General features: G+C 47.2%; 25 protein-coding genes. 3 read left to right on the top strand and 22 right to left on the bottom strand.

Going from position 1 to position 26,783, the window contains the following annotated elements; translation table 11 throughout:
• Nucleotides 1-9: 9 nt before the first annotated feature.
• From der to prsW, 6 genes are all read right to left on the bottom strand, one after another.
• Nucleotides 10-1,320: a ribosome biogenesis GTPase Der gene (der, locus tag OKS35_RS02840; RefSeq protein ID WP_015881461.1), complete on the bottom strand. Its 1,311-nt coding sequence runs from the start codon at nt 1,318-1,320 to the stop codon at nt 10-12.
• Between the two features lie 137 nt (nt 1,321-1,457).
• Nucleotides 1,458-2,606 (bottom strand): 30S ribosomal protein S1, encoded by a 1,149-nt coding sequence (gene rpsA, locus OKS35_RS02835; protein WP_264092420.1) that lies wholly within the window; start codon nt 2,604-2,606, stop codon nt 1,458-1,460.
• A 154-nt stretch (nt 2,607-2,760) separates the two neighbouring features.
• Nucleotides 2,761-3,384, bottom strand: a complete 624-nt coding sequence (locus OKS35_RS02830) for a lysophospholipid acyltransferase family protein (RefSeq protein ID WP_159562123.1) — start codon at nt 3,382-3,384, stop codon at nt 2,761-2,763.
• Nucleotides 3,381-4,055 (bottom strand): (d)CMP kinase, encoded by a 675-nt coding sequence (gene cmk, locus OKS35_RS02825; protein ID WP_264092419.1) that lies wholly within the window; start codon nt 4,053-4,055, stop codon nt 3,381-3,383. Before cmk ends, OKS35_RS02830 begins: the two co-directional genes overlap by 4 nt.
• Nucleotides 4,056-4,129: 74 nt before the next feature.
• Nucleotides 4,130-4,795, bottom strand: coding sequence for a flagellar brake protein (locus tag OKS35_RS02820; RefSeq protein WP_074037195.1), 666 nt, complete (start codon nt 4,793-4,795; stop codon nt 4,130-4,132).
• 15 nt (nt 4,796-4,810) lie between these two features.
• Nucleotides 4,811-5,467 (bottom strand): glutamic-type intramembrane protease PrsW, encoded by a 657-nt coding sequence (prsW, locus tag OKS35_RS02815; protein WP_074037196.1) that lies wholly within the window; start codon nt 5,465-5,467, stop codon nt 4,811-4,813.
• A gap of 107 nt (nt 5,468-5,574) precedes the next feature.
• Here prsW and OKS35_RS02810 point away from each other — a divergent pair, with 107 nt between their 5' ends.
• Nucleotides 5,575-6,546: an asparaginase gene (locus OKS35_RS02810; RefSeq protein ID WP_159562121.1), complete on the top strand. Its 972-nt coding sequence runs from the start codon at nt 5,575-5,577 to the stop codon at nt 6,544-6,546.
• Nucleotides 6,547-6,597: 51 nt separating this feature from the next.
• Entirely contained in the window at nt 6,598-7,578 is a 981-nt protein-coding gene (locus OKS35_RS02805; RefSeq protein ID WP_159562120.1) for a YpdA family putative bacillithiol disulfide reductase, read from the top strand.
• 39 nt (nt 7,579-7,617) lie between these two features.
• Here OKS35_RS02805 and OKS35_RS02800 read toward each other — a convergent pair whose 3' ends face one another.
• The 7 genes from OKS35_RS02800 to OKS35_RS02770 all read right to left on the bottom strand — a co-directional run bounded on the left by OKS35_RS02800 (nt 7,618) and on the right by OKS35_RS02770 (nt 14,363).
• Entirely contained in the window at nt 7,618-8,886 is a 1,269-nt protein-coding gene (locus OKS35_RS02800; protein ID WP_015881453.1) for a Glu/Leu/Phe/Val family dehydrogenase, read from the bottom strand.
• 146 nt (nt 8,887-9,032) lie between these two features.
• Nucleotides 9,033-9,959: a D-alanine--D-alanine ligase gene (locus tag OKS35_RS02795; protein ID WP_214691038.1), complete on the bottom strand. Its 927-nt coding sequence runs from the start codon at nt 9,957-9,959 to the stop codon at nt 9,033-9,035.
• Between the two features lie 96 nt (nt 9,960-10,055).
• The gene (locus OKS35_RS02790; protein WP_074037201.1) at nt 10,056-10,634 is read right to left on the bottom strand and encodes an adaptor protein MecA; all 579 of its coding nucleotides are present in this window, start codon (nt 10,632-10,634) and stop codon (nt 10,056-10,058) included.
• Between the two features lie 60 nt (nt 10,635-10,694).
• A complete protein-coding gene (locus tag OKS35_RS02785; RefSeq protein WP_214782994.1) occupies nt 10,695-11,558 on the bottom strand; it encodes a MerR family transcriptional regulator in 864 nt (287 codons plus the stop codon).
• 129 nt (nt 11,559-11,687) lie between these two features.
• Nucleotides 11,688-11,888, bottom strand: a complete 201-nt coding sequence (locus OKS35_RS02780; RefSeq protein ID WP_015881449.1) for a hypothetical protein — start codon at nt 11,886-11,888, stop codon at nt 11,688-11,690.
• 41 nt (nt 11,889-11,929) lie between these two features.
• Complete coding sequence (locus tag OKS35_RS02775; RefSeq protein ID WP_264092418.1) at nt 11,930-13,357, bottom strand: RecQ family ATP-dependent DNA helicase; 1,428 nt, start codon at nt 13,355-13,357, stop codon at nt 11,930-11,932.
• Nucleotides 13,341-14,363, bottom strand: coding sequence for a helix-turn-helix domain-containing protein (locus OKS35_RS02770; protein WP_264092417.1), 1,023 nt, complete (start codon nt 14,361-14,363; stop codon nt 13,341-13,343). The genes OKS35_RS02775 and OKS35_RS02770 overlap by 17 nt, the downstream gene beginning before the upstream one ends.
• Nucleotides 14,364-14,505: 142 nt before the next feature.
• On the opposite strand from OKS35_RS02770, the gene OKS35_RS02765 reads away from it, so the two are divergent.
• Complete coding sequence (locus OKS35_RS02765; RefSeq protein ID WP_015881446.1) at nt 14,506-14,754, top strand: ferredoxin; 249 nt, start codon at nt 14,506-14,508, stop codon at nt 14,752-14,754.
• A gap of 160 nt (nt 14,755-14,914) precedes the next feature.
• On the opposite strand, the gene OKS35_RS02760 is transcribed toward OKS35_RS02765, so the two are convergent.
• The 9 genes from OKS35_RS02760 to OKS35_RS02720 form a co-directional block, all read right to left on the bottom strand.
• Nucleotides 14,915-15,874, bottom strand: coding sequence for an ABC transporter permease (locus tag OKS35_RS02760; RefSeq protein WP_015881445.1), 960 nt, complete (start codon nt 15,872-15,874; stop codon nt 14,915-14,917).
• Nucleotides 15,871-16,935: an ABC transporter permease gene (locus tag OKS35_RS02755; RefSeq protein ID WP_214691043.1), complete on the bottom strand. Its 1,065-nt coding sequence runs from the start codon at nt 16,933-16,935 to the stop codon at nt 15,871-15,873. The genes OKS35_RS02760 and OKS35_RS02755 overlap by 4 nt, the downstream gene beginning before the upstream one ends.
• The gene (locus OKS35_RS02750) at nt 16,932-18,458 is read right to left on the bottom strand and encodes an ABC transporter ATP-binding protein (protein ID WP_214691044.1); all 1,527 of its coding nucleotides are present in this window, start codon (nt 18,456-18,458) and stop codon (nt 16,932-16,934) included. Before OKS35_RS02750 ends, OKS35_RS02755 begins: the two co-directional genes overlap by 4 nt.
• A 63-nt stretch (nt 18,459-18,521) precedes the next feature.
• Nucleotides 18,522-19,607: a BMP family lipoprotein gene (locus OKS35_RS02745; RefSeq protein WP_078147920.1), complete on the bottom strand. Its 1,086-nt coding sequence runs from the start codon at nt 19,605-19,607 to the stop codon at nt 18,522-18,524.
• Nucleotides 19,608-19,737: 130 nt separating this feature from the next.
• Nucleotides 19,738-20,457, bottom strand: a complete 720-nt coding sequence (locus OKS35_RS02740) for a GntR family transcriptional regulator (protein ID WP_078146731.1) — start codon at nt 20,455-20,457, stop codon at nt 19,738-19,740.
• 402 nt (nt 20,458-20,859) lie between these two features.
• A complete protein-coding gene (locus tag OKS35_RS02735; RefSeq protein ID WP_214782988.1) occupies nt 20,860-23,052 on the bottom strand; it encodes an FtsK/SpoIIIE family DNA translocase in 2,193 nt (730 codons plus the stop codon).
• Between the two features lie 61 nt (nt 23,053-23,113).
• Nucleotides 23,114-24,781, bottom strand: a complete 1,668-nt coding sequence (locus OKS35_RS02730) for a ribonuclease J (RefSeq protein ID WP_015881439.1) — start codon at nt 24,779-24,781, stop codon at nt 23,114-23,116.
• Nucleotides 24,782-24,876: 95 nt separating this feature from the next.
• Entirely contained in the window at nt 24,877-25,515 is a 639-nt protein-coding gene (locus OKS35_RS02725; RefSeq protein ID WP_264092416.1) for a M15 family metallopeptidase, read from the bottom strand.
• 11 nt (nt 25,516-25,526) lie between these two features.
• The gene (locus OKS35_RS02720; protein ID WP_015881437.1) at nt 25,527-26,780 is read right to left on the bottom strand and encodes a lipid II:glycine glycyltransferase FemX; all 1,254 of its coding nucleotides are present in this window, start codon (nt 26,778-26,780) and stop codon (nt 25,527-25,529) included.
• Between the last annotated feature and the right edge of the window lie 3 nt (nt 26,781-26,783).

Raw genomic sequence — 26,783 nt, 5'->3', positions numbered from 1 at the left:
CCCCCGTTATTAGTTTTTCTGACGAGCCACGATGTGAATCGGTGTCCCGGTGAAGTCAAATGCTTTACGGATTTGATTCTCTAAATAACGTTTATACGAAAAATGCAACAACTCAGGATCGTTGACAAACAAGACGAACGTCGGCGGCTCGATGGCCACTTGAGTTGCGTAGTTGATCTTCAATCGTTGTCCTTTATCCGTCGGTGTCGGGTTCATCGCGACTGCATCGACGATGACATCGTTCAATACGCTCGTCGAGATACGACGGCGATGTGTTTCTGCCACTTGTTTTATGACAGGCAACAATGTCTGCAAGCGTTTTGACGTGAGCGCTGATAAGAAGACAACCGGCGCATAGTCGAGGAATAAGAATTCTTGACGAATCTTCTCTTCCATCTTCTTCATCGTCTTATCATCTTTTTCGACGGCATCCCATTTATTGACGACGATGACAATCGCCTTCCCGGCTTCATGCGCGAGACCTGCGACACGCTTGTCCTGCTCGATGATTCCTTCTTCCCCGTCGAGGACGACGAGAACCACGTTCGAGCGTTCAATCGCCTTTTGTGCGCGCATGACACTATAACGCTCTGTCGATTCATATACTTTTCCGCGTTTACGCATACCTGCCGTATCGATGATGACGTACTCTTGTCCGTCACGTGTGAACGGTGTATCAATCGCATCGCGAGTCGTACCTGCAATGTTTGAAACGATGACACGCTCTTCACCGAGGATTGAGTTCGTCAAGCTTGATTTCCCTACGTTCGGGCGACCGATCAATGAGAACTGAATCACGTCTTCGTTGTATTCGTACTCGTCTTTTTCTGGAGCGAGTTCAAATACTTGGTCTAACAAGTCACCGAGTCCTAACCCGTGCGTACCCGAAATCGGGAACGGATCTCCGAATCCGAGGGAATAAAACTCATACATGAGATCTCGCATTTCAAAGTTATCGACTTTGTTGACGGCTAGAACGATCGGTTTATTCGAACGGAACAACAAGTTCGCAACCTCTTCATCAGCCGCCGTGATCCCTTCACGTCCATTCACCATGAAGATGATGACGTCTGCTTCATCGATGGCGAGTTCCGCCTGATGACGCATTTGAACGAGCAACGGCTCGTCCCCTACTTCGATCCCACCTGTATCGATTAAATGGAACTTACGGTTGAGCCACTCTCCTGTTCCGTAAATACGGTCACGTGTGACACCCGGTTTATCATCGACGATCGAGACACGATCACCGATGATACGGTTAAAAATTGTGGATTTTCCGATATTCGGACGGCCAACGATGGCCACTACTGGAATTCCCATAACAACACCTCACTAACTTTCTATCAAAATTTCATCATTTCATCATTTCGAAACGCAACTTACCTATCATATCACAGGCAAAATTAAGTGACCATACAAAAAGAAGCGGGAGCATGACTCCCGCTTGAACGATCATCTTATTTAGAGTCGTCCGAAGAATCATCACCTGTCAATTCCGAGACAGAGAATCCTCCTTGGTCGCTATATTCATCAAGTAACGCTTGATCATCATCTTGACGAGTCGGTTCAGATGATTCGAGCGCACGCATCGACAATGAGATTTTCTTATCATCGAGATGAACATCTAGCACCTTCACCTTCACTTCTTGGCCTTCTGACAAGACTTCAGACGGCGTCGCGATGTGACGGTTCGCAATTTGCGAGATGTGAAGCAGACCTTCCACTTGTGGTGCGACTTCGACAAACGCACCGAACGTCACGAGACGTTTGACAGTTCCTTCGATGACATCTCCCGGCTGGATCTTCCCTTCGATGGTTTCCCACGGACCAGGTTGTGTCTCTTTAATGGAAAGTTTCACTTTTTCATTATCTAAGTCGAGCCCGAGCACTTTCACTTTCACGCGGTCGCCTTCAGTTACGACGTCGCTCGGCTTCTCGACGCGGCTATGTGCCATTTCCGAGATGTGAACGAGACCGTCCACGCCACCGATATCGACGAACGCCCCAAAATCAGTTAATCGTTGGACTGTTCCTTCGATTATTTGTCCGACTTCAAGCGATTCGAGCGTTTCTGATTTCTTCGCGCTCATCTCTTCTTCGACAACTGCTTTATGTGACAAGATGACGCGATTTTTTTCGCGGTCAATCTCGACGACTTTTACGGTAATTGGGTTATTCAAGTATGACGAGAAGTCTTCGACGAAGTGACTTTCGACAAGGGATGCAGGGATAAATCCACGGATTCCAATATCGACGACAAGACCACCTTTGACCTTATCTTTCACCATCACTTCAAACACTTCACCTGATTCGAATTTTTCAACGATGCGATCCCATGCTGCTTCGGCATCGACGTCTTTTTTCGAAACGACTACTTCTTCGTCCGTGACCTTTTTCACTTTGACACGAATCTCGTCGTTCACTTGGAGTGATTCGTTTAAATCGTCTAGATGCATGCTTGATACTTCGCTAATTGGCAAAATCGCTTCGGTTTTATAACCGATATCGATCAGCGCTTGCTTATCCTCGATTTTGACGACTGTTCCGGTCACAATTTGACCACGATTAATTTCAAAATCAGGCATATCTTTCATTTCTTCGACCATTCCAACACTACCCCCTCACGATGAGTACAAAAAGGAGCGCCAAAGGCGCTTACACCTAGTATAAATCTCTTATAATTCCGAGAATTTGTCAAGGCGTTATGAAGATTGTACCTCTATTGAAAGAAGTTTAAACCTCAATTCCACAATCCGTTTTTTACTTCGTGAACGAGTGCTTCAAGTAGAGTTCGGAAATCGTATCCATGATCAAGTCGGCCGCTTCTTGCGCACTCGCCTTACGTGCTTTCAATTCTGACAAGTCGATTGGCTTCCCGATAACGACACGGAGTTTTGCGCGAAACTTATACTTGCCAATGATGGCAATCGGTAAAATGTGTGCATCCGAACGCATCGCAAAAAAACCGACACCGGCTTGCGCCTTTCCAAGCGTACCGTCTTTTGAACGCGTTCCTTCCGGAAAGATAGAGATGACTTCATCCTCTTTCAACTTTTGAAGCACGACACGAAGCGCTTGTCGGTCACCTTCCCCACGAGATACTGGAATCTGACCTGCACGCTTCAAAATATGCTTCAGTACCGGGACACTAAAAAGTTCTTTCTTCGCAAAAAATCGGAGCGGACGCTGCTTTGGAATCGCACATGCGAGAAGCACCGGGTCCCAATTTGACTGATGGTTCGAACAGACAAGGATCGACCCGTCCATCGGAACATTCTCCCGACCGATGAATTCGACCTGAAACGAGAAGCGTTGAATGACGTTCACGACGCCTCTCGCCAATCGATACATGCCGAACGGTCCATTGTTTAATGGCTTGCTCATGCTTTCACCTCTTCAATTAATCGTTCAATTGCTTGAACCACTCCGTCAATGGACAACGTCGTCGTATCGAGGAAATAGGCATCTTCAGCTTGACGGAGAGGTGCCACTTCACGCTCAGAATCGCGTTTGTCACGAAGTGCAATCTCTTCGATCAGTTGTTCATAGTCGCTCGGGATGCCTTTCGAGATATTTTCTTCATGGCGACGACGGGCACGTTCTTCGACCGAAGCGGTCATAAACACTTTTAAATCGGCATTCGGCAAGACATGTGTTCCGATATCGCGGCCGTCCATGACGACACCGCCTTCTTTAGCCAAATCACGTTGAAGGTCCATCAAGGCATCACGCACTTCAGGTTGACGTGCGACGAAACTGACGTTATTCGTCACTTCACTCGAGCGAATGACAGACGTCACTTCTTCCTCACCGTCAAATACGCGTTGTCCCTCTTCCGATGGGACGAGTCGTAATGACATGTCCTCGATCATCTGAGCAAGTGCTGGTCCATCTTCGAGCGCAATTCCTTCGTTCAAGGCGCGATACGTTACCGCCCGATAGATTGCACCTGTATCGATGTACACATACCCTAATTGTTTCGCAAGCGACTTGGCAATCGTACTTTTCCCAGCACCCGCCGGTCCGTCTAAAGCAATTTGTAATGATTTTTTCATACAAAACGGGTATCGAGTGTTCCCGATACCCTCCTCCTCTCGGTCAATAATCCCGAGAACATCATAACAGTTTTTTATCTTGAAGAAAATACAGACCCTGTCCGCTTTCGCGCTTCAAGCTGAACACGGAAGCAGTATCGTAAAATCGTCTCTTGGTCACGAGGGGTCAAATCTTCAAATGCCAGAGACAGTTCTTCTTTCACTTCCTGTTTATGTATGCGCACAAGACGGCTCTTAAGACGGAAGTTCTGGGGCGAGCCATGCTCATCCTCAATTCGAAACACGACAATCAGGGACTCATCTACTTCGATTGGAGCGCGGTTGGCGATGATTTTCATCCCCCCAGCAGATATGTCAAGAGATGTTGTTTCGAACGATTCGAAACTTTCCTCATCGGTTGCAAGAACGGTCACGTCAATCATTTCTGGAACACGTAAATATTCACGACGCTGAATCCGTTTGATTTTTTTCTCATCTGGCAAATTGAACGCATAGCGTAATGTCATTTGGGCATCGCTGATTCGCTTCACGACTTTCGTGTCGAATGCGAACAGCTGATTGTCTCCTTGGAAGAAAAAGACCCGCATGGCCTCCTCTTCATGTAAAAAAAATGTTTTGAGCGTCATCATGTCACTCGGCGACTCAATCCATACGACTTGATCGGTTATGGCTGCAATTTTCGTTTTCCCCTCTGCACGCCCTTCCACTTCGATTCTCAGTTCTTGACCTTCTTTTAACATACTGATTCTTCCCCTTTATTTAAATTGTCGACGATTGGACAAGTTTGCCGCTCGCACGAGTAAAAGTGCCACGGTCCATAAAATGACGATATAAAGCACGGCAGGAAGCTTTTGATTCGGTTCGAGTATCAAAATCAAATCAAACGTTCCGTGGATGACCGTCGCAGAAAAGATTGCCATGAACAGCCAGAGCCGTTCTCGAATCGAATGCTTCGCTCGTCCTAAGCAGTACCCCATCACGACCGCGAACAAAGCGTGCCCGCTCACAGGCAGGATTGCTCGCCAAATCGCAATTTCTAATGAATCGTACACCCATAAGTATAAAAAATTCTCTAAAGTCGCAAAGCCTAATGAGCAGGCGACCGCATAGAGAATCCCGTCGTAGTAATCATCAAAGACTTTATGTATATATATTGTATAATAAATCATAAACCATTTAAAAAACTCTTCAAGCAGGGCAGTGGCGACATACGCCTGCCAAAACGGTCCAGTAAGCACTCCCTCTTCAACGAACGCATATTGGATAAACATGATCGGGAACACGAGAACGGCTCCGGCCACGAAAGAACGAATCACATATCCGAGCGGTTCTGCCTCCAACTCATGGCGTAGATAGAAGTAGGAAAGAAGGGCGAGCCCAGGTGCAACCGCAGACAAGGCGATTGCGATCATGATGCATCTCTCCTTTCTCTCCCTAGCATACACTGAATTGTCTGAAAGAAAAAGTAGAGAACGCCTAGAAAATGGAAATCTTCATAAAAATAATTAGGAGGACACTTATGAATCATTTATTACTGATCCACACCGGCGGTACTATCGCCATGTCACAATCCGGCACAGGACACGTCGAACCGAGCGATGTCAATCCAATCGACGCCACTCTTCCGAAAGCGACGGATATTGCTCACATTACAACAAAGCACTTTTCAAATATCCCGTCACCTCACATGACTCCAGAGAAGATGCTTGAATTGGCACAGTTCATCCAACGTGAACTGACACAAGACACGTATGACGGAGTCGTCATCACGCACGGTACCGATACATTAGAAGAGACGGCTTACTTCTTACAAATCACGCTCGGTGCGCCTGTCCCAATCGTGTTGACAGGAGCGATGCGGTCCTCGAACGAGGTCGGTTCGGACGGAGAATTTAATTTGATCACAGCGCTTCGCGTCGCAAAAAGCGAAGCGGCTCGTGGAAAAGGCGTGCTTGTCGTTTTCAACGGTGAGATTCATTCGGCATTTAACGTGACCAAAACGCACACGTCTTCAGTCGACACATTCAAGTCTGTGCACTTCGGTAACGTGGGTATGGTCACAAAGGACCATGTACTCATCTATAGTCAACCAGCAACGAGACAACCGAAAATGATTCCGTCCATCTCAAAACGTGTAGCCGTGTTGAAAGTCGTCGCAGGAATGGAACCAGATTTACTTGAATCTGTAATCACGCTTGGGTACGACGGACTCGTCCTTGAAGTGTTAGGGCAAGGAAACGTTCCGCCGACCCTCTTGTCCGCACTAGAACATTTAGTCAAAGAGATTCCCGTCGTGATTGTCAGCCGTTGCTTCAACGGAATCGTTCAAGATGTTTACGGTTACGACGGGGGTGGCAAACAACTGAAAGAGATGGGTGTCATTTTTTCAAACGGATTGAATTCACAAAAAGCTCGTTTACGACTCCTCGTCGAACTCGAGTCCGGCTCATCCCAGTCAGTCATGGAACATAGCTTTAGCTTCCAGCAATAACCTTGCGCAACTGCGCCCCCTTCCCTACAATGAGCAAAGAGGTGATATTCAGTGAACAAACAAGCGATTATTGTAGGTGCCGGGCCATGCGGTCTCTCGGCCGCCATCGAACTGGAGAAGATCGGAGTCTCTTGTACGGTGATTGAGCGCGGAAACATCGTCGACGCCATCTATCGGTATCCGACGCATCAAACGTTCTTCTCTTCCGCGAGCTTGCTCGAGATCGGAGACATTCCGTTCATATGTAAGGATTTGAAGCCACGTCGTCAAGATGCACTCGTCTATTATCGAGAAGTCGTCACACGTACCGGTTTAAACGTCCACCCGTTCGAAACGGTCGAGTCGGTCGATAAAAAAAGTGACCGATTCGTTGTGACATCAAGACATGAACGACGTGGCGAAACCATTCGCGAAGCGGACTATGTGATTTTAGCAACAGGCTATTATGGACGTCCTCGTCTGCTTGACGTACCTGGCGAAACGTTGCCGCACGTCCATCACTATTTCAACGAGGCACATCCTTATTATCGACAACACGTCACGATCATCGGCGGGAAAAATTCCGCTGTCGATGCGGCAATCGAACTCGAAAAGGCTGGTGCCTTTGTGACGGTACTCTATCGAGGCGATTCGTATAGCCCTTCCGTCAAACCATGGGTTCTTCCAAACTTCGATTCACTCGTCCGTCATGAGAAAGTTCGAATGGAGTTTGAGGCGACAATCGAACGCATCACCGATGATGGCGTCTACTACCGTCAACACGGTGAAGAGAAGCATGTCTATGCAGATCATGTCTTCGCGATGACCGGTTATCAGCCCGACCACCATCTGTTCGAGAGTGCAGGCATTGTGATCGATGAAGAGAGTGGTGTCCCGACATACGATGAAGAAACGTTTGAAACAAATGTCGAACACCTCTTCATTGCGGGCGTGGTCGCAGCCGGAAACGATGCGAACAAGATCTTCATTGAGAACGGTAGATTCCACGGCAAGGCGATTGCCGATACGATTGCGAACCGCATTAACGTATAAAAAAGTTCGGTCAACTTGAGTTGACCGAACTTTTTTTGATTAGACCCAGCCACGGAAACGTGAGGCTTCCGCCATTTTGCGTACACCGACCATGTAGGCGGCGAGACGCATATCGACTTTACGGGCTGAAGATGTATTGTATACCGTATTGAACGAGTGAACGAGTACTTTTTCAAGTTTTTCCTCAACTTCTTCTTCCGTCCAATAGTAACCTTGGTTGTTTTGTACCCATTCGAAGTACGAAACCGTGACCCCACCACTTGACGCCAACACGTCCGGCACGAGGAGAATTCCACGTTCAGTCAAGATTTTCGTTGCTTCGTTCGTCGTCGGACCGTTGGCTGCCTCGACCACAATCGATGCTTTAATCGCGTCCGCATTGTCTTCTGTAATTTGATTCTCAATCGCAGCTGGGACTAAAATATCACAATCGAGCTCTAACATTTCTTTGTTCGAGATCGTGTTTTTAAATAATGTCGAAATCGTACCGAATGAATCGCGACGATCTAACAAATACGGGATATCGAGACCATTCTCATCATGGATAGCTCCGTAAGCGTCACTGACCGCAATCACTTTCGCCCCTGCATCGTACATGAATTTAGAAAGGAAACTTCCCGCGTTCCCGAATCCTTGGACGACGACCCGCGCACCTTTCAATTCGATTCCGCGACGAAGTGCCGCTTCACGAATCATGATGGCCACACCTTTTGCCGTCGCTGTCTCACGACCATGCGACCCGCCAAGAACGAGCGGTTTTCCTGTGATGAATCCAGGTGAGTTGAATTCATCGATGCGACTGTATTCATCCATCATCCATGCCATGATTTGTGAGTTTGTGAACACGTCCGGAGCCGGGATATCTTTTGTAGGTCCAACAATTTGACTGATGGCACGGACATATCCGCGACTCAAACGTTCGATTTCACGGAAACTCATCTCACGTGGGTCACAGACGATTCCGCCTTTCCCACCACCGTAAGGCAAGTCTACAATTCCTGCTTTTAGACTCATCCATACTGATAATGCTTTGACTTCTACCTCCGTTACGCTCGGGTGGAACCGAATTCCCCCTTTAGTCGGTCCGACCGCATCATTATGTTGAGCGCGATAGCCTGTGAAGATCTTCGTTGAGCCATCGTCCATGCGAACAGGGATCCGAACGGTCAGCATGCGAAGCGGTTCTTTTAATAACTCGTACATCTCATCTGGATAGCCGAGTTTATCTAAAGCTTCGTGAATTACCTCTTGTGTCGATTCCAAGATGTTTTTTCGTTTTTGATGACCTTTTTCTTGATCCGTAATCATGAAGGTTTCCTCCCCTAAATTGTCAATTCTCCCCCAAGAATTAACCTCGTATTCGTTTAAAAGTATAGCTGATACGCGTTCAATTTGAAAGGGCTTTTCAAAAATAATGAAAGCGTTTTCTTGATGGATGGCGTAATCCAGATGTCTTACTTCGCTACGCGCTCAAGTGCGAGCTCGATAAAGCGTTCCAAAAGCTCACCGTACGAGATTCCGACTGTCTTGGCACTATCCGGAAACAGGCTAAGCGGCGTCATGCCCGGCAGAGTATTCGTCTCTAGAATGTAGGCTTTTCCCTCTTCTGAAACGAGGAAGTCAGAGCGCGAATATCCTGAACAACCGAGCGCGCGATGCGCAAGGACTGCCGCCTGTTGAACCTCCGCTGTCAGCTCGACCGAGATTTCAGCCGGACAGACATGAATCGAACCACCTTCCGTATACTTCGATTCATAGTCGTAAAATTCATTTTTTGGAATGATTTCAATGACAGGAAGAGCCTCTTCTTTCCCAAAGTTCCCGATGACGGGAACTGTCAGCTCTTTCCCTTTGATGTACTGCTCGACAAGTACCGCTGAATCACAAGCAAACGCCTTTTCAATTCCTTCACGTAACATCGTTTCGTCCATTGCAATCGTCAGACCATTCGATGATCCTTCTTGCGCTGGTTTGACGACACATGGGAACTCCATTCCCCACTCAGCGACTTTTGCATCGATTGATTCCCGTGACTCGATTAAGACGTCACGAGCGACTCGGATACCGGATGCCGCGAAGATGATTTTTGCTCTCGCTTTATCCATCGCCAGAGCAGATGCCAAGACACCTGATCCCGTATAAGGAATTCCAGCCATTTCTAATAACGATTGCACACGACCATCTTCACCATATTTCCCGTGCAACGCACTGACGACGACGTCGACATCCAATGTTAACAGCTCGTTCGCCCGTTTCGGATGAAAGTCAATGGCCGTGACCTCATGACCACGTTCCGTCAACGCTTCTATCATCCCTTGCCCGCTCGTGAGAGATACCTCTCGTTCTCCTGACACTCCACCATATAAAACAGCGACTTTCATTCCAATCTCTCCTTCAACTAGCTACTGAAAATTCAAGTCTAATCATAACACGGACACCCTAAAAACAATAGGAACAGAAAAGTAAAAAAGCCGTACTCATGCGAATGCATCGTACAGCTCTTTCACGGCTTGTTCAGTTTGAATCGTCTTTCCGTATTCCATCATGACGTACGGACTGACCGTAGTCGTCTTGCCGTACTCGGACAAAATGGCCGCGAGTCGTTCTTCTACCTGCGAAGGAAGAACCTCAACGAAGTGAAGGTAGTAATGACCGTTGTAATGATAAAGCGTGCCACCCTGCTCGGTTTCATGTATATGCGGGAAAAGACGAATCGAAGCGTTGATCACATCTTCAATGTCCTCGAACTGATAAATCAAATGATGGATTACATCAATCGTTAATCGAATCTCGACCTGCTCGACATCGAGCTCAGCAATCGCTTCACCTTTTTGAACATCGATGACGAGTCCATCGCGAGGGAACATTGTCACATTCAAATCAACCGCTCCTTGCGGTGAAAATCCGTACTCACTTTCTGCTGTTTCAAGTAGTTCTTTCCACAGTTGTTGACCGTTTTCCCCTACGATCGTATCGATGGCGATTCCACGTAACGATAGCTCATTCGCAGTCACATATACACGAAGATGTTCTTTTGTTTGTTTTTCAAATCTCAATCGAAAACCTCCAGTGAATAGTCAATCCTAATAATAAGCTACTCCCGTTTTCATCCCGTGTCAAATAGTTGATAACCATTTTGTCCACTCTTCAGGAGCGTCGCCAAGAAATGACCCATTGAATCGCTCTCTCTCCAAGCTGACTGCATATCCACCTGCACCGATTTTTAATTCAGCATGCTCGTTTTGAATATAATCCATCGCCTCTAACAAGTTCGGAATATGCTCAGTCAGCGTACATGCGAAGATGAGACAAGAAGTGTCGATATCATGTAACGCTTTACTCAAATCTTCTTTCGGGAAACCCGCTCCCAAAAAGATGACATCGTATCCATGTTGTCGCAAATAGAGCGTGACAAACAATAATCCGATCTCATGCATCTCCCCGGGTGCACAGACACACGTGATACGTGGCAGGAACGGGTTCATCGGCATTTGAAGGGACAGCGTCGAAAGCCGTGCTCGTAAAAATGCCGTGGCGAAATGCTCGTGGGCAATCGTAATCGAGCCATTCTCCCATCGTGAACCGATTTCCATGAGCAGTGGCCCAATCACATCCTTCGTCACTTTTTCAAAACTGAACGTATTAAACGCACGATTGATCAAATCATGAGCTGTCCGTTCATCAAATGAGAGCAACGCATGGAGCAGCCCGTCTTTCAATTCTTCATCGTATAGTTTGGCCGTTGTCGGTTCTGGTTCAGGCGCTTGATGAAGTTGTTGAATGGCTTGTGAGACAGAAAGCCCTTCTTTCTGCTTGTTCACGACCCATTTGATTTTTTCAACATCCTGATCTGAATACAGGCGGTGACCGGAATCCGTTCGGCTCGGCACGATAAACTGATAGCGACGTTCCCAAGCGCGAATCGTCGTCGGATTGACGCCTGTCAAGGTCGCCACGGTCTTGATGGAGTATTTCGGCATCTCCGCCCTCCTCTCTTACTCGTTCTTATGATATAAGTATATCCTCAACGCAAGAGGTTTACCCCTTTTATTGTGCAATCGAGAATTTTTTAAGAATAAAAAAAGATGCGAACTCTGTTCGCACCTCGTTTAAAATATGGCGTGTCGCCCGATATATATGAAAATGAGAATAATCGCTAGCATGGCGAAGGTTAATGTCATCGCCAACGGGCGCTTCATCCAGTTATCATTTAACTTCCTCTTCCGTTCGCCCTCTTGCCTCTCAGCTCGAGACGGCAACGTGTCCGCCAATTGCTCGCGTAAAGAATCCGCCTGATTCCGATGTCGCAACGTATGCCCTCCTTTACCTTTTTTACCATTTTACTATGATATTATTCAAAGGAAAAGATTTGCGTCAACCGAATTTTCCATTCTGTCACATTTTTTCGAACGATTTGCGGTGTATCCGGGAACGGAATCGGCCCACAAACATCACAGCATTCTTCTTGGTCGACCGTTTGTTCGGAGAAATAACGAAGCAAGTAATCGCGTCGGCATGTCCGGATGAGGGCATAATCCATCATCTGCCCGAGTTGACGATACCGATCTCGCTTTCTTTCTTTTACCCAATCGAGGGCTTCTTGAAGCGAACGTTCTGTCAACAATTGCTTCAGCAGGAGAAACTTCGGGTCTTCTTCGTTCATCCGTAACAACCTTGGTAGTTGCGCGAGCGACGTCCCGTTCTCACGTTCAAAATAGGCTAGTCGCATGTCCTCGTCTTTCGGGTACTGTCCGTCGATTAAAAATTGCTGGATGCGTTCGTCGCCATCAGCATATAGAAGGACCGCGAATGCGGGTTGTCCGTCACGCCCCGCTCGTCCGATTTCCTGCATGTATGCCTCAACTGTTGCCGGCAACTGAAAATGAACGACAGAACGGACGTTGTCTTTGTTCACACCCATCCCGAACGCACTCGTGCATACCATGACCGACACTTCGTCCCGTAAAAACTGGGACTGCACGAGTCGCCTGTCTTCCGTAGACATGCCTCCATGGTAAAACAATGCATCCTCTAGCTCAAAGGCTAACGCCTCTGCCTCGCGACGGGTCGCCGTGTAAACGACTGCAGGTTTGGGAATCACTTGAATCAACTCTTTCAATCGCTCAAGTTTCTTCTCCTTTTCCAACCGTTCAACCAACAATCGGATTTCCGGACGATTGGCAGAGTGGACGAATTGTTCAGGTGAGAACAGTGCCAGCTTTTCAATGATGTCCTGTTTCACGCCTTCTGGCGCCGTCGCCGTGACCGCCATACACTGGGGGCTCCCAATCTGTTTTCGCAACTCACCTAAACGCGCATACTCAGGACGGAACTCATGCCCCCATTGTGAGATACAGTGCGCCTCGTCAATGACGAGCATTTGAATTTTCACATTCGCCAGAGCACGCGTCACATAAGGAACGGCCAATTGTTCGGGTGAAAGATATAAAAAACGGTAACGTTTCAAATGGTTGATGATGTCCTGCTTCTCTTCAGCCGATTCCATCGACGTCAAACGAGCGACACCACGCTCTCCCCGTTCTCGTATATGAAGCATCTGGTCCTCAATGAGTGAGAGTAACGGCGAAACAATCACCGTGAGCCCTTGATTTTTAATATAAGAAGGGAGTTGGAACGTCAGCGATTTCCCCGCCCCCGTCGGCATGACGGCCAATACATCCTGCCCTTCGATCACGGCATGTATGATGTCGTGTTGCCCAGGACGAAACGATTCATACCCGAACACTCGTTTTAATGTCGCTTCATACAAAACTCTCACCTCGTTTCAGTCTGGCGAAGACGAGTCGAATTTGAAAATAACTGACACGCCCCATTTTCTCAAATATCGGTTTGAGCGCCCAGCTATCCGGATGCCGCAACTCTTCAATCGTGACCACATCCTCCATCGGTACAAATTGTTCGAGCGGGAAGACTTCTAAATACATCGCCATCTCGACGACATGGTCTTCAATCGTACTCGTACGTAAACGCCGTTTCGCTTGAACCTGTTGGAACGTGTACCCCTTTAAGAACAATTCATATGACTCACGTGCTGAATAAGTCATCCGGTCCGTCGATAAGCCGTACGTAAACCCCCGTAGTTTGGCATCATCCGGCAAGACCATCAACAGTTCGTTCCATCCGGCCAAAAAATACAAACGAGCCGTTTCGGCATCAACATGAAGCAGGCTGGCGATTTGTTCATATGTCAAACCCGTCTCAAACGCTCCTGTGAATCGATAGACGACGGCCGTCGCATACGGGTCCCCGATTTGTTCAAGTGCTTGTTCAATCTCTTGATGAAACGTTCGCATGAGCGCTTTCCAATCCCGATCAAGATGTAACAACTGCTTGACCCATTGCTCTGCTGGACGATCGGCTTGTACAGGATAAAATGTACGGGCGTGTTCTTTTGACATGAACGTCTGCACGAACAAACTCAAGCGTTTCCATGTGGTCGCGTTATAATCACGGCGTTCCCCGCCCAACCGCTTGAATAGTTGCTCAACCGATTCAGGTGAAGCTAGTAGTTCTCCCGCCTCTGTCAATCTAAATCGTTTACGATCGAGCCATCCTCGTTTTTCAAGTTGTTTTAGCACAGACTCGTATGAATAAGCCGTCTGCGGAAACTGTCCAAAAAGAGGCTCCAACTCGTAAAAAAATGCGTCCTGTAGCGTTGTGGCCGAACGCTTTCCATTCAGGACATGGTAGAGACTTCGCTCACTCCGTTCTCCATTTAATCGTTTAATGGCCAGCAGTAGAACTCCATCCGCTAAATGAACCAAATCGTCACTTCCTTAAAAAAATCATTATCCTACCAAAAAGACGCTCGTTTCCTCATTGAAATAATTGGGTATGTAGACTACAATTACTCATAGTCAGTAGAATGATTTCTAAGAGAAACGAACCGTTTGGAGGGTTATTATCATGGCAAAATTTACAATCGTCGATAAAGATACATGTATCGCATGCGGAGCTTGCGGCGCGGCAGCACCAGATATTTACGATTATGATGATGAAGGTCTTGCGTTCAACTTAATGGATGACAACACAGGTACTGTTGAAATCCCAGATGAGTTATACGAAGACATGATGGATGCATTCGAGGGTTGTCCGACAGACTCGATCAAAGTAGCGGACGAGTCGTTCGACGGGGACGCTTTAAAATTCGAATAATCGTGAAAGACATATCGGTCCTTTGACTGATATGTCTTTTTTATGGTTCTCGCATGTAACCTAGTCTAATCATGACATCTCTAGGCAAGTATATCAAAAAAGGTTGTTTGGCTTAAGCACCAAACAACCTGGATGAAATGGACATATGTCCTATCTCGAATTAACGTTTCCCTTTAATATAAGGAATACCGACCGACTTCGGCGCATCCGCACGACCAACGAGTCCAGCGAGAGCAAGAATCGTGAGCGCGTATGGCGCAATCAAGAGCAAGAGCTGCGGCACGTTGTTGATGACCGGCAAGTTGCTTCCGATAATCGAAAGGGCTTGAGCGAATCCAAAGAACAATCCGGCACCAAGCGCACCGAGCGGATTCCATTTACCGAAAATCATTGCGGCAATCGCCAAGAATCCTTGACCAACGATTGTCGTTCCACTGAAGTTCGTCGTGACCGTTACAGCATAAACCGCTCCGGCAAGACCACCAAACGCACCAGAGAGCATGACGCCCATGAAGCGCATTTTCGTGACGTTGATTCCCATCGTATCAGCGGCCATCGGATGTTCCCCTACCGAACGAAGACGAAGTCCAAACGGTGTCTTGAAGATGACGAACCAGACGACGAACGCCAAGGCGATTGCAACGAACGACGTGTACTGAACGTTAATAAAGAACATCTTTAACACGGGAATATCTGATAAAAAGGGTACATTCTCTTTTGCGATCCGGTACTCGATAAAGTCCGTCTGTCCTTTGTTGTAAAGAACACGCACGACGAAGATGGCGAGACCGATGGCGAGCATGTTGATGGCAACCCCGAGAACCGTCTGGTCCGCACGCCAAAGGATGGCAGGAACGGCCAAGAAAAGGGAGAACAAAGCTCCGACTACCATAGCGACAAGTAAGGCAATCCATGGGCTAGAGGCGCCAACACCTAAATCAGTCAAGGTGAGCGTCGTGATGATTCCTGTCGCGGCACCGATGACCATGATTCCTTCAAGGGCGATGTTGACGACACCAGAACGTTCACTGAAAATTCCACCAAGTGCTGCGATAATGAGTGGAGTCGCATAGGCAAGCGCAACCGGTACGACGATATAAAGGACTTCTAAGAAGTTCATTTTTTCTCCACTCCTTTCTTACGATTTCCTTTAAGTTTCTCAACGACATAGTTGATCGCATATCCAGACGCTACAAAGATGACGATGGCTGCGATGATGACTTTGACAAGCTCAGACGGTACGTTCGCACCAAGTTGCATCGCCAATCCGCCGATGTTCAACCCTGCGAAGAGAATCGCTGCTAAAATGACTCCAATCGCGGTGTTCGCACCAAGAAGGGCAACGGCGATCCCGTCAAATCCGACACCGGTGAACGATGCCGAGAGGGTCATACTACCGAATGTTCCAAGACCCTCCATCGCACCTGCGAGACCAGCGAACATACCGGAGATGACGAACGACAGGACGATGTTACGGTTTACGCTCATCCCTGCGTACTGTGATGCATGTTTGTTGAATCCAACGGCACGTAACTCATAACCGAGTGTCGTACGTTGAAGGATGTAGTAGTACACGATTGCTGCAAGCACAGCGACAAGCACACCCCAGTGAAGACGTGAATATGTCGTCAACTCTTGGAGCCATGGCGAAGCAAGTGACGCTGAATCGTTGATTGACTCCGTACGCTCGTTCGTTACGCCGATGACGTTACGTAAAATCGCGTTTGTCGTGTATAAGGCAATATAGTTCATCATGATAGACGTAATGACTTCATGAACATAAAACTTCGCTTTCAAGAACCCAGGAACGAACGCCCAAATTGCTGCTGCAACCATTGCCGCTAGAAGTGCGAGCGGTAAATGGATAAACATCGGCAAGTCGAAGTTAATTCCTACATAGACGGCTGCGACCCACCCAATTAACACTTGTCCTTCTACCCCGATGTTGAATAGCCCTGTACGGAAGGCGAACGCAACCGCAAGACCTGAGAAAATAAGTGGGGCTGCAGCACGCAATGTTTCACCGACGGCATACGGACTACCGAACATGCCTTCAAATAACGAGATAAACCCTTGAACCGGGTCGTATCCACCAATCAACATGACGATAGCACCGACGAGTAGTCCTAAAATGATGGATAGGAATGGAATGAGAAGTTGGTTTAAACTTAATTTTTTCATTCTGTTTCGTCCCCTCTCTTACCGCCGGCCATCAAGAAGCCTAGCTCTTGCTCCGTCGTCTCTTTCGGATCACGAATCCCTACAATTTTTCCTTCGTAGAGAACAGCGATACGGTCGGATACGTGTAAAATCTCATCAAGTTCAAACGAGATGAGTAAGACGGCGCGTCCTTTTTCACGTTCTTTAATAAGCTGCTCGTGAATAAATTCAATCGCACCTACGTCGAGACCACGAGTCGGTTGAGCGGCGATGAGTAAATCTGGTGAGCGATCGACTTCACGTGCAATGATTGCTTTCTGTTGGTTCCCTCCCGAGAGAGCACGCGCTGGAACATCAATTGATGGAGTTCGGACGTCAAACTTCTCAATCAACGCCTTCGCCTTCTCAGCCACAGCTTTATAGTTCATGAGACCTCGTTTCGAGAACGGTTCTTTATAGTACGTTTGAAGTACCATGTTGTCACGAATCGAGTAGTCAAGAACAAGTCCGTGTTTATGACGATCTTGCGGGATGTGTCCGATCCCTGCCTCGGTCATCTTACGCGGCGTGTGTCCTGTGACATCTTTTCCGTTGAGCAACACTTTACCAGACTCCGGCTTTTTCAAACCTGAAATGGCTTCAATCAACTCCGTCTGACCATTCCCGTCAATTCCGGCAATTCCAAGTACTTCTCCAGCACGAATCTGTAAATCCAATCCTTCAACGACTTTCAAACCGCGACCATCTTTGACGACGAGGTTTTGAACGTCCAGAACGACTTGTTGTGGATCGGCTTTCGAATATTCTGCATCAAAGTTTACTTCGCGACCAACCATCATTTCAGCTAAACTGTCTTCATTTACCGTCTCGTCGACCTCGACCGTTCCAATGTAGCGTCCACGACGAATGACAGTACAGCGGTCCGCAACTTGCATGATTTCCTTCAGCTTGTGCGTAATCAAGATGATCGACTTACCTTCAGCAATCAGACGTTTCATAATTTGGATAAGTTCTTGAATCTCTTGTGGTGTCAACACTGCCGTCGGTTCATCAAAAATCAGAATATCTGCCCCACGATAGAGCGTCTTCAAGATTTCAACACGTTGTTGCATGCCGACTGAAATATCTTCAATCTTCGCATCCGGATCAATTCTAAGTCCGTATTGCTCCGAAATCTCCATGACCTTCTTCCGAGCAGTGGCGCGATCGATTGTGATGCCACTCTTTGGCTCAAGACCAAGAATGATATTTTCAGTGACCGTGAATTTTTCAACCAACATAAAGTGTTGATGGACCATTCCGATCCCAAGTTCGTTGGCGATGTTCGGATTTTCAATATTCACTTTCTTTCCGTGTACGCGAATCTCTCCGCCTTCAGGCTGATAGAGACCAAACAACACGTTCATGAGCGTCGATTTCCCGGCCCCGTTTTCTCCTAAAAGTGCATGGATTTCTCCTTTACGCAATTGGAGCGTGATATTGTCGTTCGCAACGAACGTACCGAACTCTTTTCGAATATTTAGCATTTCAATTACATATTCCAAGGAAGTTCACCCCTAACTTTAAGTAAAGGGAGACCACATGGGTCCCCCCTCAACTCAAACAAATTATTTTACGTTTTTCATGAACTCTTCGAACTCAGCGTCAGTTGCTGGTGCAACAACATCACCATCGATGATTTGTTGACGATACTCATCAACTTTAGTGAGCACGTCTGCAGCAACGTTTTCTTCAGAAGTTGGTGCGATTCCTACACCTTCATCTTTAAGTGAGAATTCAACCACTTCACCAGCTGGGAACTTACCGTCCATTGCCATTTTCGACACTTCGAGTGTCGCTGTATCTACACGTTTAACCATTGACGTAAGAGTAACGTTCTCTGGAAGACCTTCTTCGTACTGGTCACGGTCAACCCCGATGACCCAAACTTCTTCACCGTTTTTCTTACGGTTTTTCGCTTCAGTGAATACACCTACACCTGTACCACCAGCTGCATGATAGATGATATCAGATCCTGATCCATACATACCTGACGCAATTGCAGTTCCTTTTTCAGCTGAGTTGAAGTCTTCAGCATATTTTACGTCGATTGTCGCATCAGGGTTTACGGCCATGACACCAGCTTTAAATCCATTTTCAAACTTCTTGATCAAGTCTGATTCTACTCCACCGATGAAACCAACTTTATCAGTCGTCGTTGTAAGACCAGCTACTACACCTACGAGGAATGAACCTTCTTGTTCCTTAAACGTGATTGAAGCAACGTTCGGTGCATCTACAACCGAGTCAACGATTGCAAAGTTGTTATCAGGGAATTGTTCTGCAACTTTTCCGATATCCTCTGCCATCAAGAAACCGATTCCGTAGATCAAATCAAATTGATCACGTGCCAATTGTTGCAAGTTAGGCTGATAGTCTGCTTGTTTTGCTGATTGAAGATATTTGTATCCTTCGTTTTCAGTTAAGCTATTTTCTTCACCAAACTTTTTCAAACCTTCCCAAGCTGATTGGTTGAATGACTTGTCATCAACACCACCAGTATCCGTGACCATCGCAACTTTGAAGTCGCTACCTTCTCCGCCTTCACCGTTTGAAGATGAGCCTTCGTTGTCATCTCCACCGCATGCTGCGAGTACTGTAGAGAGTGTGAGTCCTGCTGCTAAAGCTGAGAGAATCGTTTTCTTTTTGTTCATCATCGTCGTGTTTCCCCTTTCGGTTCATAACAATTTTTGTTGTCATGTTATCAGTAGTCTTTACACCGGTATAAGAAAGCGCTTTCACGCTATTCCCCAAAAATAACTCTTCCGTCCAGAAACTGCTCGTTTAAACTCGTTTACGTACGACATGGAAGTCGAATCGATCAGCACGGAAAAAGTTGGCCGAATCGAGTAATGGTAAATCACTCTCATCATAATGCAATTGTTTTAAAGCGAGTAACGGTTGGTCCGTCTGAAGTTGTGACGAGATTTCAGCGCTGACACTCGGTTCGATGTGCGTGATCGCATAAGCGACTCGACGTCCTACCTCTTTTTCGAGAGAATCAAACAAAGATTTCCCTTCAGTCAATGCCTCAGGATTCGAGACGAGATGGGCCGGCACTTTATCGACACAATACACAACCGGTGTGTCGTCCGCATATCGAATTCGTACAATTCGATAAATCGGTGAGTTCGGCTCAATCTTGAGACGCTCGGCTTCTCTCTCTGTTGCCAACACTTTCTCGGCCACCAATACTTTCGTTCCCGGTGTCATCTTCGCTCGTGTGATCATGTCAGTGACACTGAACAATTCCTCAATTCCTGACGTGAATGGCGGTTTAGAACTGATAAATGTTCCTACCCCATGCTTTCGCACGACAAATTTCTCATCTTCGAGAATCCGGAGCGCTTCGCGAAGTGTCGCTCGACTGACTCCAAGTTGCTTCGAAAGTTCAAATTCTGAAGGTAACTTCTCCCCTTCACGATAGACACCAGCGTCGATATCTTGCTTAATTTTCTCAATCACTCGAAGATAGAGCAATCGATGATCGAGCTTAATCGACATTGGCCTCACCACCTTTAATTTACTTACCAGTGCTCAGACATCTGACGTATGAATGTCCTTGCCAATATTAAGTATAGGGATTCGAGAATTAGAACGCAATAGTTTTTGTTCGGAATCAGGGAAATATTTTTTCGGAACATGCCGAACCGTACCTTTGAGTCCAATTTACTCATTTTCATCCCCATTGAAAAACTTTTGTAAAATGTAAACGTTATTAAAAAATGTAAGCGTTTCAGTAGTTTTTAAAAGTATGTACCAATTAAGTATATAGGACATATGTGCTATATTACATTTATATTATAGCGAACATCTAAGGATAGAGCGAATATTTCTATATCGCATAAATAGCATTAAAAAACGAACGATTATATATACCGATATATAATCGTTCGTTTTTTATTATTATTCTGTTTGTTCTTGAATGAGTACTTTCCTCGGTTTCGAACCTTCTGATGGACCGACATACCCCGCTTCCTCAAGTGAGTCAATCAAACGGGCGGCACGATTATACCCGATTCGGAATCTGCGTTGAATCATCGAAGTTGATGCCGTTTCTTGTGTCATGACGAATTGCACGACTTCTCCGAACAATGAATCATCCGAATCAATCGTCGTCACTTCTTCTTCTTTTGGCATCATCGCTTCCACATATTGCGCACGTTGTTGCGCGATAACATGATTGACGACCGTCTCGACTTCTTGATCGGAGACGAATGCACCTTGTACACGGACCGGCTTGTTCATTCCGTTTGCAAGCATCAACATGTCACCGCGTCCAAGCAACTTTTCCGCCCCCCCACCATCAAGGATGGTCCTTGAATCGGTTTGAGAAGAGACGGCAAAGGCGATGCGGGACGGAATGTTCGCCTTGATGACTCCTGTGATGACGTCGACAGATGGGCGCTGTGTCGCGAGGACCATATGAATACCCGCAGCCCGTGCCATTTGTGCAAGTCGCATGATGGCATCTTCGACGTCATTTGATGCCACCATCATCAAGTCCGCCAATTCATCGACGATTACGACGATGAACGGTAAACGTTTCGCATCCTCGTCATCCGACTGATCGACGAGTTCATTGTAACCTTCGATATTGCGAACTCCATATCGACTAAACAGTTCATACCGTCGTTCCATTTCTGCGACGACCTGCTTCAGTGCCTGGGCGGCTTTTTTCGGATCCGTGACGACCGGTGTCAACAGGTGTGGCACTCCGTTATAGACGTTCAACTCGACCATCTTCGGATCAATCATCATAAGTCGGACCTCATCCGGACGAGAACGCATCAAGAGTGACACAATCATGCCGTTGATACAGACAGATTTACCTGACCCTGTCGAACCTGCAACAAGCAAATGCGGCATTTTATTGAGAGAGATCCCAACCGTCTCGCCACTGATACTCCGACCGAGTGCGACGAGCAACTTCGAGTCATCTTGTTTCACCTGCTCCGCTTCCAGTACTTCACGTAAGCATACCGGTGCGACCTCCTGGTTCGGCACTTCAATACCAATAGCGGCTTTACCCGGAATCGGAGCTTCAATCCGAATATCTTTTGCAGCGAGCGCCAATGCCAAATCATCACTTAATGAGGTGATGCGACTGACTTTCACACCGATATCCGGTTGTAGTTCATATTTTGTGACGGTTGGACCAAGGTGAATCTTTAACACTTTGACACCGACCCCGAATGACTTAAGCGTCTTTACAAGTTTGGATGCATTTTCTTTCAATCGTGCATTCTCACCAGACAAATCCGTAATGACGGGCTCTTTCAAATTCGAGAATGGCGGAAGCTCGTATGTATCCGAGACATCTTGGGCCGCAGTCATCATCATCTCCTCGGTCGTGATTGTGGAATCAACTTCCGAAGAATCCGTTCGAAGTTGATCTTCCGTCTCTCTTTTTTCTGCTACGACTTTCTCACTAAATCCGACGATTGGAATGTCTTGCATCGTGACCACGTCTGACTCTACTTCCGGGTCCGATTGCGCTTCCGTTAATTTTGGACGAGGTGAGGCCTTGCGCGTTCGTTTCGCCTCTTGCTGCTTCTCCACTTTCGGTCTGGCTCGCCATTCGTTTCTGACTGCTGTGACGGATTCCTGCATGCGATGAAAGAGTGTCCCCCAAATAGTCGGGGCATAAAACGAGACACCGACGAGGAAGCAGACGATCCCTAAAAAGACAATCCCGAAGTCTGAGAATAAATATTGGTTCAAGTTATAGAAAGTGGCATTGATGCCGCCCCTTGCCTCTCCCCAAAGTAAGTCCCCGAATAGTAGAAATGAGGCGAGCATTGCGAATAATCCCGCTCGTCGCATCGGTTTCATCGGAGTGAGAACAATCCATAACCACACAGCCATCATCAAGTAAGTGAGCGCACCCCATCCTCCAAAAAGATAGACGGATAAATCAGATAACTGTTTACCGATCCACCCTAAATCAAAAAAGGCAAATACGAATGCGACGATGGCGAGGACAAAGAAGCCCCACCCATATGTACGTGGCGCAATCGGTTGTTTTTTACGGTTTCTCGTATTTCGCGTCGCTGGGCGCTTTCGCTTTACGGGAGTCTTTCTTGTTTTTTGAGCCACATCAGTTCCTCCTAAAAAAAGAAGGCAAAAGTCAGATGACTTTTGCCTCACTCTCATTCCATTAAATCTCCATGATGATCGGCAAGATCATCGGACGACGTTTCGTCTGCTCGAATAAGAAGACGCTAAGTCGCTCGCGGATATTTGATTTCAATTCGGTCCAATCACTGCCAGCCTGCAGACTCTTTTCAATCTGTTTCGTGACAATACGGTTTGCCTCTGAAATCATTTCCTCCGATTCGCGCATGTACACGAAACCACGTGAGATGAGTTCAGGTCCTGAAATCAATTTCTTCTGTTTCCGATTCAACGTGACCACGCAGAGGACAACTCCATCTTGTGACAACAAACGACGGTCCCGTAAGACGATGTTTCCAACGTCCCCGACGCCGATTCCGTCAATCAAGACGTTTCCTGCAGGAACTTTTCGGCTCATGCGGGCTTTTCGACCCGTGAACTCGACGACGTCACCTTTTTCAACGATGAAGATGTTGTTCGGTTTGACGCCCACTTGTTCAGCGAGTTTCGAGTGTGCCATCTGCATCCGGTATTCCCCGTGAATCGGTAAGAAGTACTTCGGTTTAACGAGGTTGAGCATCAGCTTCAATTCTTCTGCCGATCCGTGTCCAGATACGTGCACTTTACGTTGGTTGTAAATGACGTTCGCACCCGAACGGAACAACAAGTCAATCGTTTTAGAAACAGACTTCTCATTCCCTGGAATCGGTGTCGCCGCGATGACGACCGTGTCATTCAATCGAATGTTGACTTGCTTGTGGGCATTACGAGCCATACGAGTCAATGCCGCCATCGGCTCTCCTTGCGAACCTGTCGTTAAAATGACGACCTTGTTATCCGGTAGACGGTTTACTTGCGACAACTCGACGAGTGTCTTCGCCTTGAAACGTAAGTAGTTTAGTTTCTGTGCAACTTCGACGATGTTGACCATGCTACGACCAACGACCGCAACTTTACGATCATTCGCTTCCGCTGCTGCGAATACTTGTTGCAAGCGATGGACGTTCGAGGCGAATGATGCCACGATAACCCGACCTTCCGCTTGATAAATGACATCGTTCAATTCAGCTCCGACGATTGACTCTGAACCGGTTTGCCCCGGTCGCTCGGCGTTCGTCGAGTCGGAAAGAAGTGCAAGTACACCACGTTGTCCGATTGCCGCTAACTTATTGAAGTCGGATTGTTTACCATCGACAGGCGTGTAATCAAACTTGAAATCTCCGGTATGGACGATCGCACCTTGAGACGTTTGAATACAGACGCCGACACAGTCGGGAATCGAGTGATTGACGCGGAAAAACGTGATGAAATGATCAGCGATAGTCAATTTCGTTTTGGCATCAATCATGCGAAGGTCGACTTCTTTCAACAAACCGGCCTCTTTTAATTTCAATTCAATCAACCCGAGGGTCAATTTCGTCCCGTATACTGGGACGTGCTTCAAGTCGCGTAGGACGTAGCTGAGTCCACCGATATGGTCTTCGTGACCATGGGTGATGAAAATCGCCCGTACACGATCTTTATTTTCTTTTAAGTATGTGATGTCTGGGATGACGATATCAATCCCGAGCATCTCATCGCCTGGAAACATTAGACCGGCATCGATGACGAAGATGTCGTCGTCTAGTTCCACGACGTACATGTTCTTCCCGATTTCGCCTACGCCTCCAAGCGCAAAGACGCTAATATTCTCTGTCTTCTTTTTTGACACTAACAAAAACCTCCTAAATGATTCATATTCTGTTTCGTCCCCTTATCGCTACTGAATATTGTAGCGGAAAACGGCTTCATTGCCAACATTTCCGTCTAATCTAATAGAGGTTTTAGTGCATCAGCAAGCGGTGCCGTCTCTTTTTCATCAGGTCGTTTCCCTGCAACAAGTTGACGAATCGACAAGCCGAAGTCCATTTGGAGGTGAGGATAGTCCGGGAATGAGTTCCAGTCTCCGCCCCATTCAAAGCCGAGCGCCTTTCCTAACTCCCCTAGTTCTTGCCAGTCAGGAATGTCATTCCGATTACGATCCGTATTCAGGTCATAGTCGGTCTTATTGTTATGGATGATAACGAAATCGACAGCAAGACCGTAGTTATGATAGCTCTGACCCGCCTTCGCATTGGTCACCACTTGCCCGGGTTCAGACCGTCCTTGCGCATACAGTGCATTCTGTTCCTTGGCAGAACGGTATCCAGAAGTGAGGCGTACTTCAAGGTCTAGACAAGAATGGGCTAATCGAATGAACGATTCTCCCCGATTTGCGACTAACGGATGCAACCGGTCAAAATCAATCTTCGACCTTGTCAAGATCGCATTTTCTTCCTCCACGTCCCGCACACACATATCCGCTTCAAACGTCGGTTCATCTACCCAAGGCACCGGTTCAGGTTGCATATAAAAGTAAGCGAGCGTAATGCCAATCAGAAAGGCGATCATTGCAAGAGATAACACGCCTGTCCACCTCATCTTCTTAACCGTTTACGCAGTCCTTTTAAGAGTGGCAATCCTTTTTCGAGTGCCATATACAAAGGACGATTCAAGACGAGGTCGAATTCCCCGACCTTTTCAATCATGTCGCTTCCCCATCCCGATTTGAATGCGTATAGACCAGCATATTCATCATCCGGGTCCGTACTTCCTGATACCCCGCCGAAGTCGTATCGCTCGGCGCCACTCGCTTTGGCCGCCTGCATCATCGTCCATTGCATCAAGTGGTTCGGCATAAATTCACGGAATTCATTTGACGAGGCTCCGTATAAGTAATAAGAGCGCCGTCCTGCGAGTGTCAACAGACCACCTGATAAGACGAGCCCGTTCGGATAGGTCTGATCAAGTTCGACCAGCTCAGGGAGGGCTTGCTCCGCTTTTTGAATTTGTGCCTCCGTCTGTTCCTTGCGGTTCAAAAGGCTGTTACGTTTCTTTTCAATCGTTTCTTTCTCAAGGCCCCGTTCAATCTTCGCCAACTCTTTCTTCGCTTTTTCTAGCGTCGCCTGTTGCTGTTCGAGTGCGATTTTCGGTTCGAGCGTTGTCAAGAAGAGACGGGCGTCGTTCGGTTGCAGACAATCGTATAGGTTCTCAAAATAATCGAGCCCTCGCGTAGCGAATCCGTCACGTTCCCCTGTCACTTTCATCAAATCGGCGAACGTTTTGAGTCCGTCACGACCGACCTCTTTGCAGACGATTCCTTTTTTCTCCGCGAGACGGACGTTATAGCGGAATTTATGATGGAATTTCGCAAAAATATCTTTTTCGCTCGGGCGCAAATCCGTTTCCATTGTAAAACGAGGTTGGGCGTAGTCAAATCCACCGCCATATCCCTTATGTTTAAACCCGATGGCAGCCATTTCGGTCAATAGTCCTGGCAATTCATCGCGGTCGATGTTTGGATCGATTTTTACGACGATGGCCTTATGTGCCGTCGCGACACGTGTCGCTTCTTTCACGAGCGCCTGTAGCGATGCCAAGTCGTCGTAGTCCACGACAAACCCGCGTGGGGCATAGCACAGTGTATATGGTAATTTCGGGACACGTTTGAATAAAAGTAAAGCGACACCGGACGTCACGCCGTCTCGCGCGACCGCGACACGTTCTGAAGTCCAACCATTTTGGCGCTTCACATCTCCCCAACTCGATAGTTGCAACAAATCCCCACGGTCGTGTGTTTTGACGAAGTCGTCATGCTCTTTTTCTGTCAACGTAATTGGTTGTACTGCCATAAA

Origin of the sequence: Exiguobacterium sp. N5 (genome assembly GCF_025842465.1) — a bacterium.
GTDB classification, from domain to species: Bacteria; Bacillota; Bacilli; order Exiguobacteriales; family Exiguobacteriaceae; genus Exiguobacterium; species Exiguobacterium profundum.
The sequence above is the reverse complement of the archived record's forward strand: the minus strand, read 5'-3'. Positions and strand labels throughout refer to the sequence as shown.

Bases quoted from the DNA above. Each gene is read 5' to 3' on its own strand.
- prsW (WP_074037196.1), bottom strand. From the start codon at position 5,467: ATGATCGCAATCGCCTTGTCTGCGGTTGCACCTGGGCTCGCCCTTCTT.
- rpsA (WP_264092420.1), bottom strand. From the start codon at position 2,606: ATGGTCGAAGAAATGAAAGATATGCCTGATTTTGAAATTAATCGTGGT.
- OKS35_RS02740 (WP_078146731.1), bottom strand. From the start codon at position 20,457: ATGTCGATTAAGCTCGATCATCGATTGCTCTATCTTCGAGTGATTGAG.
- OKS35_RS02760 (WP_015881445.1), bottom strand. From the start codon at position 15,874: ATGAACTTCTTAGAAGTCCTTTATATCGTCGTACCGGTTGCGCTTGCC.
- OKS35_RS02820 (WP_074037195.1), bottom strand. From the start codon at position 4,795: ATGTTAAAAGAAGGTCAAGAACTGAGAATCGAAGTGGAAGGGCGTGCA.
- OKS35_RS02810 (WP_159562121.1), top strand. From the start codon at position 5,575: ATGAATCATTTATTACTGATCCACACCGGCGGTACTATCGCCATGTCA.
- der (WP_015881461.1), bottom strand. From the start codon at position 1,320: ATGGGAATTCCAGTAGTGGCCATCGTTGGCCGTCCGAATATCGGAAAA.
- OKS35_RS02830 (WP_159562123.1), bottom strand. From the start codon at position 3,384: ATGAGCAAGCCATTAAACAATGGACCGTTCGGCATGTATCGATTGGCG.
- OKS35_RS02755 (WP_214691043.1), bottom strand. From the start codon at position 16,935: ATGAAAAAATTAAGTTTAAACCAACTTCTCATTCCATTCCTATCCATC.
- OKS35_RS02720 (WP_015881437.1), bottom strand. From the start codon at position 26,780: ATGGCAGTACAACCAATTACGTTGACAGAAAAAGAGCATGACGACTTC.
- cmk (WP_264092419.1), bottom strand. From the start codon at position 4,055: ATGAAAAAATCATTACAAATTGCTTTAGACGGACCGGCGGGTGCTGGG.
- OKS35_RS02785 (WP_214782994.1), bottom strand. From the start codon at position 11,558: ATGCCGAAATACTCCATCAAGACCGTGGCGACCTTGACAGGCGTCAAT.
- OKS35_RS02800 (WP_015881453.1), bottom strand. From the start codon at position 8,886: ATGATTACGGATCAAGAAAAAGGTCATCAAAAACGAAAAAACATCTTG.
- OKS35_RS02765 (WP_015881446.1), top strand. From the start codon at position 14,506: ATGGCAAAATTTACAATCGTCGATAAAGATACATGTATCGCATGCGGA.
- OKS35_RS02795 (WP_214691038.1), bottom strand. From the start codon at position 9,959: ATGAAAGTCGCTGTTTTATATGGTGGAGTGTCAGGAGAACGAGAGGTA.
- OKS35_RS02745 (WP_078147920.1), bottom strand. From the start codon at position 19,607: ATGAACAAAAAGAAAACGATTCTCTCAGCTTTAGCAGCAGGACTCACA.